Source organism: Veillonella sp. LMAG:90, assembly GCF_008679445.1.
GTDB lineage: Bacteria > Bacillota > Negativicutes > Veillonellales > Veillonellaceae > Veillonella_A.
Genome location: NZ_NAND01000001.1, coordinates 589,333 through 607,598, shown reverse-complemented (window position 1 = coordinate 607,598; position 18,266 = coordinate 589,333). Strand labels below are relative to the sequence as shown.

The window sequence follows — 18,266 nt, the reverse complement described above, 5'->3', positions numbered from 1 at the left end:
ATTACCTCGATTAGAAATCAGCAGAAACGGATAAGGTAAAGGTACGGCCTTTGCCTAAGTAGATAGCATTCGTGGTGCTGCCTTGAAGGGCATGCCATTTTACGGTATCGAGTACGTTGTACACATTGGCGCGTACAGTTAACGGAGTTTTGTCCCAAGTGAATTTATAACGGGCACCCAAGTCCCAACGAACCCATGGGCTCGTGCTAAGGGTATTGGCCATATTTACATAGGCCTTGCCGTTATAGGTCAAACGCGTATTAACGGACAAACCTTCCACGCTCTTAATGTCTTGCTCAACCCCGATTACGCCGCTCCAACGCGGTACCCCGGTAGCCTGATTGCCTTCGTAGCCGGCATAGGAAGAAGCCAAGGTAATGTATTTAGCATCCATGAAGGTAATACCGCCCAAAATACGGGTACCTTCACGGGGCTCACCGAATACACTAAGCTCAATACCGCGGTTACGCTGTTCACCGGCTAAGGCATAGTAGTTGTCATCCGTGGTGATAAAGCTTGGATTTTTCATAGTAAAGGCACTGATTGTAGTGGCAATTTTGCCAAAATCAAATTTAGCGCCCACTTCATACTGAGTCGTTTTATACGGTGCAAAAGTTTGGCCCGCATTTTCCGTGCCATCCGGCGCCGTTTCACCTAAGGATAAACCTTGCGCATAGTTGGCGTAGAGGGACATACGGTCGTTCACTTTATGAACGATGCCAAAAGTTGGTGTAAAGGCCGTTTCGTCATAGCGCGTCGTGCTCTTTAACGTGCTGCCGCTGTAGCTGTAAGAGGTGTCTTTTACCTGCTGAATACGACCGCCGAGAATAAAGTTCCAGCGATTATCCGCCGTGGAGATAATATCGTTAATACCCACACTTTGCTGCACCCGATTATCACGAATCAAGTACGGACCGTAACTGCCGTCGGTATAGGTTTGCCAAGAAGGACTATACACGCTGGTTGTATACGTTGGCGTTACGGTCGGTTTATCTTCGTATACTTTGTAACGAACCTGAGAGGCTGCAATGCTTACTTCATGAGACAAGGAGCCTGTTTGCAAATGACCGCGAACACCGAATTCGCTGGAAATGGCCTTATTAATCTGACGATTATGTACATAGCTGACTCTGGCGTTGCCGTTTACATTATTCAATAAGAAACGGTTAGATAAGCCGTCCTGAGAGGTATTACGCATACCAAAAGCAGCCCAAGCAGTCCAATCGTCGTTAAGGTCGTATTCCCCTTTCCACAAGGCAAATTTCTCAGTCACGCGGCGATAGGTATCCGGTGCTCCGAAGGTAGCATCATCGCTCACACTCGGCAAGGCTGTAAGCTTATTTGCCGTAGCCTGCGACATGGTTACCTGGTACTGTGGGTTTTCAATATCGTTATAGATGTAGCCTATGTCGAGGGACGTACGCCAACGTTCCCCTTTGGCGTCAAAACCCATGAACACGGTGTTGGCACTGTTGGATTCATTCTTGTACGCATCTTCCTGGCTGCCACGGTTTAGTACATTGAGACGAACACCGTATTTACCGTCGTTAAAACGGCGACTCATATCGAGTTGTTGCGTGAACTGATGGCCTTCACCATAAGTTAGGGTCACCGTATTTTTATCTTCGTCGCCGGCATGCTTCGTTACATAGTTAATAACGCCGCCTACCGTATCATTCGGCGCCATACCGCTGAGCATGGCACTCGGCCCCTTTAGAATTTCAACGTTTTCAAGGTACTCAATGCCCGTGTAGTAACGCGGAGCAACGCCGTAAATGCCATTCAACTGCACATCCTGCTGGGTCGTTTTAAAGCCGCGGATACTCCATGCGTTAGACGCGCCGGACAAGGTCAAATCCGTAACCGACGAATCATTCGCCACTACGTCGATAATATTGCTAGCCTGCTGGTTCTGCATCGTTTCTTCGGAAATAGAAATGACATTAAACGGCACTTCCATGAAGTCTTTTTTGCCAAGAACACCGATGCTGCTCTTACGAGATACCTGACCGCCGGCATACGTGTCTTCAGCCGCTGTTTCCGGCTCCGCCTGCACTACTACCGGCTCTTTCTTTTCTTCCACTAGCGTAACTTTACCCAAGTCTTGCAAGTTACTGTAATCACGGGCCGCCTCTACCTGATTACCGGCCGTAACAGTCCATAAACCGCCTAACACTAAAGCGCCCAATACACGACCGGCCAGCACGGCTTGGCCTTTTTTCACACGCACACCATTTGTTTTCATTAACGAGGTCTCCTCTCTCAAAACTCAAGCTATACAACACCGTATAACTATACTGCACACAAAACCACAATCGCCCTTTGGCAATCAATATAACTTAGCATTACTAATTGCTATTACAATTTCATATTCGCAACTTGAAATTCAACTTTACAGTATAAGAACGGAAAACAGGAGAGCGACCTACCTGCCCTCCTGTTACGGCTCATCTTAGCGGCAACTGTCTTAAAACCATCCTACCAAACTAATTCAGTTGCCCATTAGATTTTAATTAACTGCCAAACTCAATTTTCCCTTCGGAAACAACCGGCTCTCCGTTGACCGTTTTAGGACGGTACGCACTGCTGCGCGCCTGTTGCAACGCCCAGCGATCTAACGAGCCGTTACCGCTGCTGCTGATAATATCTACATCCACAGCTCGGCCCGCTTCATTAATCAGTACATACACAACAACATTACCTTTACCCGGTAATGAACGGGGTCCTAAATATTCCGCATCAATGACGATATCTCCGGCCGGTTCAGTACCTTCGCCGCCGGCAACGCCGCCTTGACCGCTGCCGCCGCCACTGCCGGTTCCTTCACCGGCTTCACTGCCACTGCCGCCGCCCGTTCCGGCCGCTTCACCGGCATACGAACCGGTTGCAGCCTGTGCTACCGGTGCTGTTGGCGTCTGCGGGGTATCTTTTTTAATCACCTGTTCTACGGGCACGCCGTTTTTAATATCCGCAATCTGCTCTTCGGTTAACGGTGCCGGCGGTTGTACCGTCGACTTTTGCGGCGCTGCTACAGCCGGCCCCGCCGAAGGACCCGCATCACCGACTACACTGATGGTAATCGGGGTTTTATCAGGCACGAGTTCCGGTTTTTGCAAAAACGACCATACCATACCGCTCATCAACGCCACATTGATAATGACGGATGTGGTAATCGCCATGCGCCAACGATTTTTATAAATATGAGCAAACTGCGACGTTTTTTGCGTTACCTCTTGTACGTTTTCACTCATACTATCACCTACTTACTTTCGGTAGCTACGGCAATCTTATTGAGCTGCATATTTTTTAGCGTATCCAGAACTTGAACAAATTCACCGTACTGCGCACGTTGGTCGGCTCTGAGAATAATCGTTAAATCACCGCCTTTAGCTTTTTCAGCTTCAAGACGTTTGGCCATACCGTTCAAATCGTACGCATCCTGCTCTACATAAATTTTGCCATCCGCCGTGATGGTAATCGGAATCTTACGCTGCAAATCGACCGAACTGGCCGTGGCTGTCGGTAAATTCACAGGCATGGATTTTTGAACCACCATGGATAACATACTCATCATGAAAAACACTAATAGGAAGAATATAATGTCAATCATAGGGATGATCATGAGCTTTGGTTTATTGGTTGTACGAAGACTTCTGATATTCACATTAAGCCTCTTTCGCTACAACATCAACGGCCGCATTCATATACACATTACCGATTTCTTCCATATCGGTAATAAGACCGTCTTGTTTATGCACCAAATAGGAATGGATAACGAGGGCTACGATAGCCACAACAAGGCCGGTAGCCGTCGCAATCAACGCTTCACCCACGCCGCCGGTAATGGCAAAAGGCTGACCGTCGGACACGGATAAAACACTAAAAGAGCTAATCATACCGGTTACGGTACCGAGCAAACCGAGGAGCGGGGCCAAAGTAACGATAGTTTCCAAATAACTTAAACGAGCACGCAAGCGACCCGCAATGGCTCCGGCTGCGCCCTGTAATGCAGCATTTTTAGATTTAACGGTGTCGCGGTAAATGGCCGATGTAAGCATTTCAGCAGCTACACCGCCATCTTCGGCACATAAAGCTTCCAAGCCTTTTTGATTATTAGCAGCCGCCAACACCGGCACTTCTTCGCGCAAGCGGTTCATATTGGATTGAGCCGCACGATAGGTACGCACCCGTTCTACCAAGATAGCGATAGCTATAATCGAGCAAAGTAACAACGGATACATTACTAATCCGCCTTGGTGAAATAATTCTAATAGTTCCATGAGATACTCCTTTGTTTAAATAAAATAATCTATTAATCACCGCCTTAAAGTCGGTCATTTAACGTTTTAAAAATTGCATATACTACTATTTGACTAATAATCAATTATTAAAGTTTGAACGCCGACAACGTTTTAATCTTCTGAAAAATCAGCTTAGAAGCTATGTTCCACGCCGACTACATAGTGACGTTCCGGCATAGCGTAGGAGCCGATAGTTGTGGATGGCTCCACTTCATAGGATTCATTGGTTAAGTTGAATGCTTGGGCGTAAACCTTCGTATTCTCGTTCAATTTATAGTTTACATTCACATCCCATACGAAGTAGGACGAATCGGAATATTTCGCCGTAGAGCGTCCGGTTACGTATTGGAACATGTTGTTAACGGACCAACGATTTTTTTCATACATGAGTTCCAAGCTGTAACGGTTCGGATTGCGGTTATCGGTTGAGCTTACATAGCCGCTGCCGGTATCCTGCTGAATTTTCACATAGTTATAACCGGCACGAGCGGACCAAGCATCATCTATTTTATAAGTAGCGCTCAGGTTCAGACCACGGCGTTTTTCACGGTTAACATTTTCATAATAACCTTGTACGTAATTATCGTTTGAATCATAATAACCGTTTACCCACGACAAGGCGTTTTTCAAACGGCTGGCAAACACGCTGGCCGATACGCTTAAGCGGTCGCTCACGTCACTATCGATACCAAGCGTTACGGTCTGTGATTTTTCCTGCTCCAAATCGGGATTTCCAATCCAGAACTCCGTGTTGGCATAGAGCATTTTAAGGGTCGGATTATTAACGGCCTGGCCCCAGGAAATATACGCATGGGTCGTATCGTTTAACTTTTTATTGAGGCCGATATGGGACGCCCAATCACCGCCAAACGTATCCTGATGCTCATAACGAGTACCGAAGTTGGCCGTCCAGCCCTGACCGAGCTCCCATTTATCTTCAACGTATACAGCCTTACTAATCATGGATTTATCAAAGGCAACTGCGTTGTTTTCTTCTTTAATATGTTCCTGATTGTACGTAACACCACTGATTAAAGTGTGATCGCCGATTTTCCAAGTTTTCTGTCCTTCAATACCGTCCATAGAAAGGTCATGGCTGTAAGAGCTGGACGAACTACCGGAGCCGAAGCCGGAATCACTGGTTTCGGTATTACGATACGCTCTCACAAAAGTACCGGAATCAGTGCCGAAATTATAGGTCACGCCGTAACTCATGTCCGTTGTATCTTTCACATTACCGGCACCGGTTACCGTACCGGTAAGCGGATTTTTAAGACGAATACCATAGCCGTCTTTCTTTTCAACACGGCTAAAATCTACGCTCAACTGATCGTCACCGATGTAACGGTCATAACGGGCCGTCCATTTATCGCGGTTAATGTAGGTATCCGGGAATTCGTGACTGTTGCCTTGATAATCCTTGTAATGTACATTGTCACGACGTTCTTTCGTGTAGGACACGAAGTAACCGTTCGTTTCGTCGCCGCCTTGCGTAATCACAGTGCCTTTACGATGACCCCAGCTGCCGAGTTCACCGCGCACAGTTGTTTTCTGACCCATTGTCGGCGTTTTCGTAATAATGTTGATAACCCCGGCCACAGCACGTTCGCCATAGAGTGCCGAGTTAGGACCTTTTACCACTTCGATACGATCGATGTTATCCATCGGAATCTGGTCAATATCAATCGCATTGGACGCGCCGGATACAACTAAATGGTCCCAGTTCATCTTACGGCGTTCACCATAACGAGTACGCGTGTATCGCCGTTAAGCTCCGGATAAGCGGCAAAGCCTTTCTGAATCACCGGAATATTATTGGCTTTTAACGCATCTGATACATTATTATAATTGCCTTCTTCTATTTCTTTAGCCGTAATAACCGTAGTATCTGCCGGAATGTCCACTTTTTCTTCCGACAAACGACTGGCTGTCACGAGCACAACTTTCCCTAAATCCTGCAAATTGCTTTCATCGTAGTCGGCGGCCCACACACTGCCGCTCGTAGCGGTAATTACCAAAGCTGTCAAAACAGCTTTACTTACACCATTGCGATGATTCAATTTCATTACATTTCCTCCTAAACACACATGCCTAATCACACATCGATACAAACAACTAATTAGCGTTTAAATGGCTCGTCACATTCCACACTCAATGTGACGTAACCATTTATGCCAAACTTCAGGCTACAACTTACACACTAATTGCAACCTTAGTTTTCTTTTTCAAAAATACGGATAAGCTTAGAAGCTATGTTCCACACCGACTACATAATGACGTTCCGGCATAGCATACGCACCAACCGGGTAATTGTAAGGTTCTACTTCATAAGATTCATTCGTCAAGTTCAAGCCCTGAGCATAAATCTTCGTAGAATCGCTCAACTTGTAACTTACGTTCAAATCCCAGTTAAAGTAAGAGGAATCTGTGTAATAAGCGGTTGAACGACCGGTTACATAACGGAAGTTATTGGATACATACCAACGGTTCTTTTCATAGCTTACTTCCAAGCCATAGGAATTTGGATGACGGTTCTTATCATCATTCGTCATGCCGCTGCCCGTATCAACACGCTGACGCAAGAAGTTATAAGAGGCACGAAGTTTCCAAGCATCGTCCAATTTATAAGTAGCACTCAAGTTAAGGCCTTGGCGTTTTTCTTTATTTACGTTGTAGTACACAGTTTTGGAAATACTTGTATCCCATACCCAATCAAGAGCATCTTTCAATTTGCTTTCATAGATGCTGGCCGATACGAGTAAGCGATCGGATACTTGACTGTCAATCCCTAATGTTACGGTATGAGATTTTTCCTGTTTCAAATCAGGGTTACCAATCCAGTACGGTGAGTTAGCGTATAACATCTTGAGAGTCGGGTTATTAACGGCCTGGCCCCAAGAGATATAAGCATGGGTATTTTCATCGAGTTTTTTATTTAAACCGATATGAGATGCCCAGTCACCGCCGAAGGTATTGTGATGTTCATAACGAGTACCAAGGTTCGCAGTCCAGCCATTGCCGAGTTCCCATTTATCTTCCACATAAGCAGCTTTTGTTTTAGCACCTTTACTAAAGGAAACGCCATCATTCGTTTCATCAATATCTTCTTTTGTGAAGTTTGCACCACTGATTAAAGTATGATCACCAAGCTTCCAAGTTTTTTGACCTTCCAAGCCAAACAATGCCAAATCATGTTCATACGGGGTACCGGCAAACGGTGCATCCGCTTTTTCAGTATTGCGGTAAGCACGTACGAAGGTACCGGAATCGGAACCGAAGTTATAGGTCACGCCATAGCTCATGTCGGTTGTATTACTCTTCATGCCGGAACCGTAAGCCACACCGTTTAACGGATCGCTAAGGTAGATACCGAAGCCGTCCTTACGATGACTATAGGAGAAGTCCACTGTCATGCGGTCGTCGTCGAAGTAATGGTCAAAACGAGCCGTTACATTATCGCGGTTAATAGAGCTGTCCGGGAATTCATGAGAGTTACCGTTGCTGTCTTTGTAGTGATAATTTTTTTGACGCGTTTTGCTGTAGGATACGAAGTACGCATTACTTTCATCACCGCCTTGCGCCGTAATACCGGTTTTCCAGTAACCCCAGCTGCCGACTTCACCTTTAACGGTAGTCTTCTGACCCATGGTGCCTTCTTTAGTAATAATGTTAATAACCCCGGCTACGGCACGTTCACCGTAAAGTGCAGAGTTAGGACCTTTAACCACTTCGATACGCTCAATATTTTCAACCGGGAACTGGTCAATATCGATAGCATTATTGTCCCCGGATACAATCAAATGATCCCAGTTCATTCTTCGTCCGTTCACCATAACGAGCACACGGGTGTCACCGTTGAGTTCCGGATAGGATGCAAAACCTTTCTGCACTACCGGCACATTGTTCGCTTTCAACGCGTCCGATACACTATTAAAATTACCCTTTTCAATTTCCTGGGCCGTAATAACTGTCGTATCCGCCGGAATGTCCACTTTTTCTTCCGACAAACGACTAGCCGTTACGAGCACAACTTTCCCTAAATCCTGCAAATTGCTTTCATCGTAGTCGGCGGCCCACACACTGCCGCTCGTAGCGGTAATTACCAAAGCTGTCAAAACAGCTTTACTTACACCATGGCGATGATTCAATTTCATTATTTTTCCTCCTCAAATCCCTGAGCGATTCTCTCCAGGGCATCTACCACACGACCGTTACCATTGTTAACATCCGCAAACGGCACGGCTATAATACGCCGCTCCCGAATAGCACGCATATTACGCAAATTCGGATCTTTTAACAATTCGGCAATCGCCTCCTCAGCACTTGGCGTACGATTACCTTGACTTACGGTCACAAACACAATTACATCCGGGTCGAACGCCAACACACGTTCCGGCCCCACAACTGAAATCTGCCGGTCGGTCAGATTATGACCACCTGCTTTTTTGACAATGTCATCTACAAGATAAACCGGTCCGTATAAGCTGTAAGTACTATGCCCATGGGCTTGTAAAATAATGACATTCGGCTTATAGTTCCGTTGATTTACTTGTTCAGTCACCTTTTGCACTCGCTTTTGTAATTGTTCTTTATAGGCACTTGCCCGCTCCGGGACCTGAAAAAGCCGTCCCGTATCATCAATAAAGGGATATACTGTACTCTCCACAGTCGGCTGATTCTTACGAATCGTAGCCGGCACAATATATACACCGATATTTCGTTCATACCACTGCCGCACATCACCCAATGCGGCCGGTGTAAAATGATGCGACCAGCCCATCAGCAAGTCCGGCTGCAACGCCATAACCTGTTCACGGCTGGGCACATAACTATTCGTTACCAAGGGCAATCGACTATAGATCTCGCGATATCGCTCCGGCTCTTCACCATAAGGTTCTACCGTCCCGACAATTCGATTCTCGAGGCCCAAATCAATAAGTAATTCCGTCGCCCCCGGATAGGTCACAATCACACGACTCGGCGGTTCTTCATATTCAAAACTCATTGGATTTCCGTCACTGTCAAAGTTTTGAATAACAATACCGCCTTGATTGGCACTTACCTCACCGACAGGTTGCCAACGGCCGTTAGTATACGCAAACCACACAACTAATACTAAGGCACAAAGCGCAACCAAGCCGATTAAGCGCCGACTCCATCGTTCCCACCATGACATCATGGCGACTCACCCGAGTTTCCACTGAGGCCCTGCCTGCGATACGTCACAATCGGCGTACCGTCGTCATGAGCCGATACCACACTCTTCACAGCATATACATCACGAATCAAATCTTCATTGATGAGCTTTGAAGGAGTACCATGTTTTACCATTTGACCTTTTTTCATGATAAAAATCTCATCACAAAAGAGCGAAGCCAAATTCAAATCATGGAGCGCTGCAATGACGCCGACACCAAGACCTTTAATTACTTCCAACAGTTCCAACTGATACGTTATATCCAGATGGTTCGTCGGCTCATCTAAGATCAAGTACGACGGCTGTTGGCAAAGTACACGCGCCAACATGACACGTTGCTGCTCCCCACCGGATAACGAAGCAAAACTACGTTTAGCTCGGTCCCACATGCCAACCTTTCGGAGGGCCTCCATAGCAAGCTGTGCGTCTTCTTCCGTGTCATCGTCAAACCCTTTTTTATACGGCGTACGACCCATCATTACAATTTGCCACACCGTAAAATCAAAGTTCACTGCATGAAACTGTCCCATTACACCGATTTGCTGAGCCGCTTCACGAAGCGGAATCGCCGCCAACGGCGTACCGTCAAAAGTAATTTCACCCTGCTGAATGGGAAGGACTCGATACAGATGTTTCAAAAGGGTCGATTTACCGCAACCGTTCGGCCCCATAAGGCCTACAAATTTATCGGCCGGAATGGTGAGTGATAAATCATTTAGAATTTGATTGTTACCGGCGCGGTAGTTAAGATTTTTTACTATAATTTCTTTCATACCGGCCTCCTAACCACCAAAATTCCGACTCGAACCAAAGAGAAGTTTCATAAAGAGCGGCGCCCCCATTAAGGCTGTCAAAATACCGATTGGCAAATCGCCGGCCGGCAACAGCACACGCGACAATAAATCGGCCAACACAAGGAAAATGGCGCCGCCCAGCACAACTACAGGCAGTAAGCGCTTATGACCGACACCTACAAAGGCGCGCGACATGTGAGGAATAACGAGTCCTACAAACCCGATAATACCGCACTGTGAAACGAGCACGCCCGTTAAAAGCGCCATACAGGCCATGTAGATGTACCGTTTACGCGTCGCATTAATCCCCAGCGTAACCGCCATTTCTTCGCCCAGTAGTAAGGCGTCCAAGGCACGCACTTGGGATAAAAAGTACACCGTCATGCAACCGACCACAAGTGCCGGCCAACCAAGCATAGACCATTTCGCATCCGCTAAGGAGCCCATCGTCCAAAACGCGGCACTTTGCATGCCTTCCGCATCACCGGCCATGTAGATAATAAAATTAGATAGGGCCGTACATAAGGCACTCACAACTGCACCGGCCAAGACGAGCTTAACCGTAGAAATACGTCGTCCCATACCGGCTAAGGCAAGTACTGCCAAGGTTGCCACGATGGCACCGCCAAAAGCCCACAGCGGCACGCCTACATTAGCGACTCCTAACAAATGACCTAACAGAATCGCCACAACCGCCCCCACTGAGGCTCCGGACGCAATTCCCAGAATAAAAGGTTCCGCCAGCGGATTTTGCACCGACGCCTGCATTATAGCGCCGGATAAAGCAAGACCGGCACCGACTAATGCGGCCAATATGACACGAGGTATGCGAATATCCCATATAATATCCGTCATAGCGGGTGGCACCGACTCAGGCACCACGCTCCCCGTTAATTTTGCACTTAATACCGCCAATACTTGCTCTGCCGAGATTGTTACACTGCCCAAGGCTACTGCGGCTATAATTGCGCATAATAAAAAGGCAGTCAGAACCGGTACGGCCCAACTGCCCAATGTTTCAGTTCGATGCTTCGTAGCGGTCTGTAACTCTTGCAGGCGTTCTTGGCGTGTCATTAATTCGACATCGTTCATCAACTACCCTCATTTCGTTATGACATAAAAACAGGTCAACAGTATACGTCCCTGATTCCAATAACACTTACCTGAAAATATGAGGTACTATTACATATCGGCTTACTCAAGCCAACTGAAATCGTCGCGCAGTGCTAACCTTGTCGAAAGAGGCCAAATTTTTGGCTACAAATATTACATTGTCCTATGCTACTTAGCATTCGTTTATTATGTATTAAAAATTATAGAATTGAGAAAAAAATCTTCTATTGCATACATTATTTTATATAAAATGATAGTAACTGTCAATACTAACTCATGAAAACTTCCTTTAAAACACTATATATAATCTTATTTTTCAAAATCCCCCTCTAAACAAACAGGAATTAAAATTCAACTTCATCTCATTATCATTAAGTTTGTCAACGTAATACAAAAAATTAAGATGACATATCTTGAATACCTGCTTATTATTTTAAATAAAATCTATTCCGACAACAGTTATCAGTATGAAATTTCGAATTTTTAAGAGCTATTTATCAATTATAAGAATGGGACTCAAATATAAAAAGCGATTAGTCACGCATTCAAATACCGTTTCCGATATTATCATACTCACTAATCGCTTATATTCATCATGTTATATAAAATGAACCCGATTTTTCTATTTTTGCTACTGTGCAAGTCTACATGTTACACTCATCATTCGTCCGATTTGCACGTTTATTATTTATTCGATTTACATATTTATTATTCATTTGATTTTACGCGCTCAATAGCACCTACCGGACAGATTTCATAACAATCACCGCAACCGATACAACCATTACCGATAAAAAACTGTTGTGGTTGCTCCACAATAATCTGCACAGGACAATCCATGGCACAGGCACCACACTTGACGCATCGCTCGCCATTCACTACAAAGCGCCAACGTAATCCGGCCATAGCCCCGACCTTATCCTGCGCCTTATCCTTACATGGCTTAATTTCGCTTGAAACATCGCCCTTGTAAATTCCAATCCCAGACGAATCAGCTTCCTTGCCGTTCATTATTTCACCAACTCTTTGGAAGCTGTTACTACAGCACGTACAACTTGCGCCACACCGTCTTCATCATTGGTTGGTGCCAAGTATTTAGCCGTTGCCTTCGTCGTAGCCTCACCATTGGCCATGGCGAAAGATACGCCTGCATACGCAAGCATCGTTAAATCATTGTTGCTGTCGCCGATAGTCATAACTTCATCAGCTGTGATTCCCAATTCATTAGCCAACGCTGCTACAGCACGGCCTTTACTGATCCCAGGTTGTACGAATTCCAAATTGCCTTCACTAGATTGAATAATCGTAAAACGGTCATCACCTTCAAAATGTTTTAAAATCGCCTGCTTCTTTTCTTCCGTACCGTAGAACAATTGGATTTTTTCCAAATCCATACCAGTTTCTACAATATAATCGCGCAAATTTGGCACCATCGTACGGCTTGCCTTCATAAGCGGAATCAAATGCGGTGACAAATTAGCGGCAAACTCCTCCATTTCATCGGCTGTGCCAAAAATATCTTTACCGCCATACGCTTCAATATATACATCAAACGGCAACAGTTGATCCATGAGCCACAAACCTTCTTCATTACTGAACGACTGACGGAAAATCACCTTAGATTGGCCATGCTTCTGCTCAACTACCACGGCACCGTTACTACAAATATACTCTTCAATTTCTGGCAAACGCTGAAGAACCTCGCCCATCTCACCGAATGCACGGCCACTGGCTACCGCCACCGCAATACCTTCTGCCATGGCCTCCTTCATTGCCTGTACCGTCACGTCACTGATGTGCTTATCCGTATCCACCAACGTGCCGTCAACATCTGAAACAATTAACTTAATCGGCTTTTTTAAAAATTTCTTATCAAAAGTTGTAATATCCGCTGCCATTCAAAACCTCCTCTAATTTCGTTTATATCCACTCAGCAAACAAATAACCCCTGCCACTGACTACCTTATAATTTAATACCTTTAATGCTAATTATAGCATATCTTAATATTACAGCGGACTAAATAATTCTTAAATAAAATTCATTTATTCCCCCGTAGCGAGCGAAGCAATGCGGAGCACTCCTAAATAACCTCTGAGTCACGCCACCTCCGCTCATTACTCTAATACAAACTCACATCCCCCGTAGCGAGCGAAGCAATGCGGGCAGCCCCTAAATTATCCTCTGAGTCACGCCACCTCCGCTCATTACTCTAATACAACCTCACATCTCCCGTAGCGAGCGAAGCAATGCGGTTCTCTCCTAAATAACCTCCAATCTCCCCCTTCTCCCCTATAAAGCCATCTAGCCCGTGCCACTAAATAACCTCTGAGCAACAGCGCTATCGTACCCTGGGCACCAAAAAGAAGCATATATCTTCCGAAGCGACCTTTCCTATCAGCGAAGCTGTAGGCAGAGAGCGAGGAAGATATATGCTTCTTTTCCCCAGAGCCCATAACGGCTCAGACGCTATTTAGTTAAACGGCCAAATTGCTTTATACACCGCCTCCATGCCCGACTCCGGCACGATATGTTTCCACCCGTCATAGAAATCGCCGGCACTGGTAATCACGCCATTTTTATCATAAACAGCATAGGAGAAGTATTTTATAATCTTTGCCCGGCGAGCCATGGCAACAAGAAAAATATCTGATGCCCCATCCGGATATTCCATCTTAACCCATACTCTGGCGTGTTCAGCATTTATTTCAGCACTATCCGTGTCAACAAAAAGCATCGTTCCTTTAACATTCTTGCCAATATAATCCCAATTAACAGCTAGTGAAGTGTTATTGATACCGAATAAACCTAGTAAAGCAAATACCATAAAAACAATGCGCATAAATTTCATGTTATTAATCTCCCCCAACTACCACAAAACTATAATAACCAACATGCGGTTTACACCTTAACATTTACCACAATAGCGAATAAACCCATTCCATCGGTGAATCCGGCACAATAGCAAGCCACTCACTATTAATTGCTCCTGCTTCAAGAACCTCACCATTTTGCCCGTACATGATACGCGAAATAACCTTTACCGTCCGCGAATCTCGATCCATCCCCATCAAATAATAAATAGTCGTACCATCAGGACTACCTTTGCGAACCCATAACTTAGCCTGTAAACTCGTTTTTTCAAGACTTTCATTATCGATGAAAAAAGTATCCTCATTGGCACTCTTGCCAACATAATACCAATCAGCAGCATATAAACTATTATTGATTGCAAAAATCCCCAGCAATAAAACTACAGCTAAGAAAACACGTAAATATCTCATTCCACGCCCCCTATTCCCCACACGCTATATCATCACTTATAATCATTTCAATTATACTATAAAAATTTCTCACAGATATATATTTATTTTATATACTTCAAGAAAATTCAACTTCTAAAAAACACATCCGTAGCGAGCGAAGTAAAGCGGACTACGCCTAAATAACTTCCTCGCAACAGCGCCACATACTCTGCGAAGAAAAGAATACACTCTCTTTCCTTGCGACCGCTCCTGCAGCATAGCTGCAGGCAGGGAGCGCTTCCACCTCTTTCGCTCCCCGCTCCTAAATAACTTCCGAGCCTACGGTGCTATCGTACTCTGAGCAGAAAAGGAGACTATGTCTTCCGAAGCAACCATTCCTCCTCCCCCTGACTAAATAATTTCCGAGCAGCAGCGCACCGTACTCTGGATAGAAAGAGAAGAAGACCCCTTCTGCCGCGACCTTTCCTATCAGCGAAGCTGTAGGCCGGGAGCAAAGAAGGGGTCTTCTCTCTTTCAAACTGAACAGCGATGTGCTCAGAAATTATTTAGTTAATACATCTACGCAACGATGGCACAATGTAGGATGTTCTGCATTCTGCCCTACTGTTTCACGATGAATCCAGCAACGTTCGCATTTTTCAAATTCACTTGGTTTTACAACCACGCTCAAGTGACCTTCTTCGGTAGCCACCGCTTCAGCCGGAGCCGAATCGCGACCTTCAACCAAATGAGCTTCACTTACGATGAGTAAAGCGGCCAACTGGTCTTTGACTTCGTTCAAGCGTTTGAATACATCGCCGTCAGCATATACTGTGATGGATGCATCCAAGGAGTGACCGATTTCTTTATTCTGACGAGCCGTTTCCAAAGCTTTTGTAAGTTCGGAACGAAGAGCCAAGAGCTTACTCCATTTTTCAGCCAACGCTGCATCATAATGAACTTCTTTGCCGGTAGGCCAATCTTCAAGCATTACGCTTTCACGCATACCGTCTTCTTTCGGCATGTACTGCCATACTTCTTCAGCGGTGAAGGAAAGAACCGGTGCTACCATACGTACCAAGGTTGCTACGATTTCATACATAGCAGTCTGAGCACTGCGACGAGCCTGTGCCGTCGCTTTTTCAGCATACATGGTATCTTTCATTACATCCAAGTAGAAGGAACTCAAATCAACGGTGCAGAAGTTGTGGATTGTATGATACAAGATATGGAATTCGTAGTTTTCATAGGCTTCCGTAACTTTGCGGCGAACTTCTTCCAAGCGAAGAAGAGCCCATTTGTCGATTTCAGACAAGTTTTCATAAGCCACTTTATCTGTATTCGGATTGAAGTCGTCCAAGTTCCCCAATAAGAAGCGGAATGTGTTACGGATCTTACGATATACTTCAGACAACTGTTTAACGATGTCTTTGGACAAACGAACGTCGCCCTGGTAATCCGCGGAGGATACCCAAAGACGCATTACGTCGGCACCGTACACATCGATGATGTCGGAAGGTGCTACCGTATTACCTACGGATTTAGACATTTTACGGCCTTCACCGTCAACTACGAACCCGTGAGTCAATACGGAGTTGTAAGGTGCTTGACCGGTTGTAGCTACGCTGGTAAGCAAGGAAGAGTTGAACCAACCGCGATGCTGGTCGGAACCTTCAAGGTACATAGCGCATGGTACATCGAGACCTTCGTTTTCCAAAACGCCGGCCCAAGAAGAACCGCTGTCGAACCAAACGTCCATGATATCCGTTTCTTTGTGGAATTCACCATGACCGCAATGAGGGCAAGTGAAACCTTCAGGTAATAATTCTTTAGCTGTATGATTCCACCAAGCATCGGATCCTTCTTTGGCAACCCAAGCTTGAACAGATTTGATAGTATCATCATTTACTACATAATCACCGCAAGAATCGCAGTAGAATACAGGGATTGGTACGCCCCATACACGTTGACGGGAAATTACCCAGTCCCCACGGTCCGCAATCATGTTATAGATGCGGTCATGGCCCCATTTAGGAATCCACTGTACCTGATTGTCGATAACGTCAAGGGCTGCTTTACGGTAACCGTCAACGGAAGAGAACCACTGTTCGGTGGCACGGTAGATTACCGGATTTTTACAACGCCAGCAGTGTGCGTATTGGTGACGCAACGTACCTTTATGCAATAAAGCACCGTTATGCGCTACGATTTTCAAGATAGGCACTTCGGCTTCGTGAATTTCTTTGCCGGCCAACGGTTCTTCCGTATCGCCGTAACGATCGTTATCTACAGCGGCCACATAGTTACCGGTAGCATTAACGAAAGAAAGGATTTCCGTGTTGATTTTGCCTTCTTTATTGTATTTTTGGAAAATCCCAAAGTCTTCTTCACCGTGTGCAGGAGCGGTATGAACGCAGCCGGTACCGGCTTCAAGTGTTACATGGTCACCCAATAATACTCTAACTTCGCGGTCAATGAACGGATGCCTGAAAGTAGCCAATTCCAAGTCGGAACCCGGGAAGGTTTTAACCACTTTGTAGTCTTCAACCTGAGCATCTTTCATAGCGGAGTCAACGAGTTCTACGGCCATCAAGTAGTATTCATCGCCAACCTGTACCCATGCATATTCAAGTTCAGGGTTTACGGAGATGGCCTGAGATGCAGGTAATGTCCAAGGTGTAGTTGTCCAGATTACAGCATAGGCTTTAGCCGGATCCACGCCTTCAGGCAACGTACGTTTTACTTCATCTACATACGCATATTTTACATAGATAGAGAAGGATTTCTTTTCATGGTATTCGATTTCCGCTTCAGCCAAGGCTGTTTCGCAGTGAGTACACCAGTAAACAGTTTTAAGACCTTTGTAGATGTATCCGCGTTTAGCCATTTCACCGAAGATACCAAGCTGTTTAACTTCAAACGCAGGTTTTAATGTCAAATACGGATCTTCAAAACGGCCGAGTACGCCGAAACGGATGAAGTCTTTTTTCTGTTCTTCCACGCACTGCAAAGCGTATTCTTTACATTTAGCGCGAAGATCAAGTGGACTCATTTCATGGCGGTTAAGGCCGGTGTTTTTGATGATGGCATGTTCGATTGGCAAACCATGCGTATCCCAGCCCGGAATATATGGAGTGTAAAAACCTTGCATGGTTTTATATTTCATGATGATATCTTTTAACGTTTTGTTAAGGGCATGACCGATATGAAGTTTGCCGTTTGCATACGGAGGTCCGTCATGCAAGACAAAGCTCTTATTGCCTTTTCTTAATTCCAAACGTTTTTCGTAGATTTTATTGTCTTCCCAAAATTTTAAATACTCAGGTTCGCATTTTGGCAAGTTGCCGCGCATAGGAAATTCCGTTGCAGGCAAATGCAAAGTTTTACCGTAATCCATAAATACTCTCCTCTCAACTAATAAAAAAAGCGCTCATCCCCGAAGGGACGAACGCGATAGTCCGTGGTACCACCCTACTGACTCATAAAGAGCCACTCACGCATATAACGGTGCTCACCGATAAAGTTAAAACTTCATATGCTCCCAAGTGATTCGTTATTTCTTCATTCACTGACCTCGCACCATCTGTCAGCTCGCTGAGAATTACCCGAAATAACCGT

15 protein-coding genes and 1 other annotated feature (1 of these 16 running past the window's edge) are annotated in these 18,266 nt (G+C 45.4%); all 15 genes read right to left on the bottom strand.

Translation table 11 applies throughout. The features are described from left to right. Positions 1–10: 10 nt before the first annotated feature. Positions 11–2,245, bottom strand: a complete 2,235-nt coding sequence (locus tag CCC71_RS02635; RefSeq protein ID WP_156705401.1) for a TonB-dependent receptor — start codon at positions 2,243–2,245, stop codon at positions 11–13. Between the two features lie 268 nt (positions 2,246–2,513). Next, positions 2,514–3,251: an energy transducer TonB gene (locus CCC71_RS02630; protein ID WP_021840786.1), complete on the bottom strand. Its 738-nt coding sequence runs from the start codon at positions 3,249–3,251 to the stop codon at positions 2,514–2,516. A gap of 8 nt (positions 3,252–3,259) precedes the next feature. Then, positions 3,260–3,664, bottom strand: a complete 405-nt coding sequence (locus tag CCC71_RS02625) for an ExbD/TolR family protein (RefSeq protein WP_021840787.1) — start codon at positions 3,662–3,664, stop codon at positions 3,260–3,262. A 1-nt stretch (position 3,665) separates the two neighbouring features. Next, positions 3,666–4,280, bottom strand: a complete 615-nt coding sequence (locus CCC71_RS02620; RefSeq protein WP_021840788.1) for a MotA/TolQ/ExbB proton channel family protein — start codon at positions 4,278–4,280, stop codon at positions 3,666–3,668. Between the two features lie 153 nt (positions 4,281–4,433). Then, complete coding sequence (locus tag CCC71_RS02615) at positions 4,434–6,029, bottom strand: TonB-dependent receptor plug domain-containing protein (RefSeq protein ID WP_296332811.1); 1,596 nt, start codon at positions 6,027–6,029, stop codon at positions 4,434–4,436. Continuing rightward, positions 6,026–6,367 carry a hypothetical protein gene (locus tag CCC71_RS02610; RefSeq protein WP_296332808.1) on the bottom strand — a complete coding sequence of 114 codons (342 nt, stop codon included), beginning with the start codon at positions 6,365–6,367 and terminating at the stop codon, positions 6,026–6,028. The genes CCC71_RS02615 and CCC71_RS02610 overlap by 4 nt, the downstream gene beginning before the upstream one ends. A 177-nt stretch (positions 6,368–6,544) precedes the next feature. Then, complete coding sequence (locus tag CCC71_RS02605; RefSeq protein WP_021840790.1) at positions 6,545–8,455, bottom strand: TonB-dependent receptor plug domain-containing protein; 1,911 nt, start codon at positions 8,453–8,455, stop codon at positions 6,545–6,547. Then, a complete protein-coding gene (locus CCC71_RS02600) occupies positions 8,455–9,480 on the bottom strand; it encodes an ABC transporter substrate-binding protein (RefSeq protein WP_021840791.1) in 1,026 nt (341 codons plus the stop codon). Before CCC71_RS02600 ends, CCC71_RS02605 begins: the two co-directional genes overlap by 1 nt. Next, entirely contained in the window at positions 9,477–10,271 is a 795-nt protein-coding gene (locus tag CCC71_RS02595; protein ID WP_296332806.1) for an ABC transporter ATP-binding protein, read from the bottom strand. The genes CCC71_RS02600 and CCC71_RS02595 overlap by 4 nt, the downstream gene beginning before the upstream one ends. Positions 10,272–10,280: 9 nt before the next feature. Beyond that, positions 10,281–11,384, bottom strand: coding sequence for a FecCD family ABC transporter permease (locus CCC71_RS02590; protein WP_021840793.1), 1,104 nt, complete (start codon positions 11,382–11,384; stop codon positions 10,281–10,283). 729 nt (positions 11,385–12,113) lie between these two features. After that, positions 12,114–12,311 (bottom strand): indolepyruvate ferredoxin oxidoreductase subunit alpha, encoded by a 198-nt coding sequence (locus tag CCC71_RS02585; RefSeq protein WP_156705428.1) that lies wholly within the window; start codon positions 12,309–12,311, stop codon positions 12,114–12,116. A gap of 104 nt (positions 12,312–12,415) precedes the next feature. Further along, the gene (locus CCC71_RS02580) at positions 12,416–13,303 is read right to left on the bottom strand and encodes a Cof-type HAD-IIB family hydrolase (RefSeq protein ID WP_021840795.1); all 888 of its coding nucleotides are present in this window, start codon (positions 13,301–13,303) and stop codon (positions 12,416–12,418) included. A 573-nt stretch (positions 13,304–13,876) separates the two neighbouring features. Beyond that, complete coding sequence (locus CCC71_RS02575; RefSeq protein ID WP_021840796.1) at positions 13,877–14,254, bottom strand: hypothetical protein; 378 nt, start codon at positions 14,252–14,254, stop codon at positions 13,877–13,879. Positions 14,255–14,318: 64 nt separating this feature from the next. Continuing rightward, entirely contained in the window at positions 14,319–14,687 is a 369-nt protein-coding gene (locus CCC71_RS02570) for a hypothetical protein (protein WP_021840797.1), read from the bottom strand. A gap of 523 nt (positions 14,688–15,210) precedes the next feature. Beyond that, positions 15,211–18,045, bottom strand: coding sequence for an isoleucine--tRNA ligase (gene ileS, locus CCC71_RS02565; RefSeq protein WP_021840798.1), 2,835 nt, complete (start codon positions 18,043–18,045; stop codon positions 15,211–15,213). Between the two features lie 40 nt (positions 18,046–18,085). Further along, positions 18,086–18,266: a binding site (T-box leader), on the bottom strand; it runs 18 nt beyond the window's last position.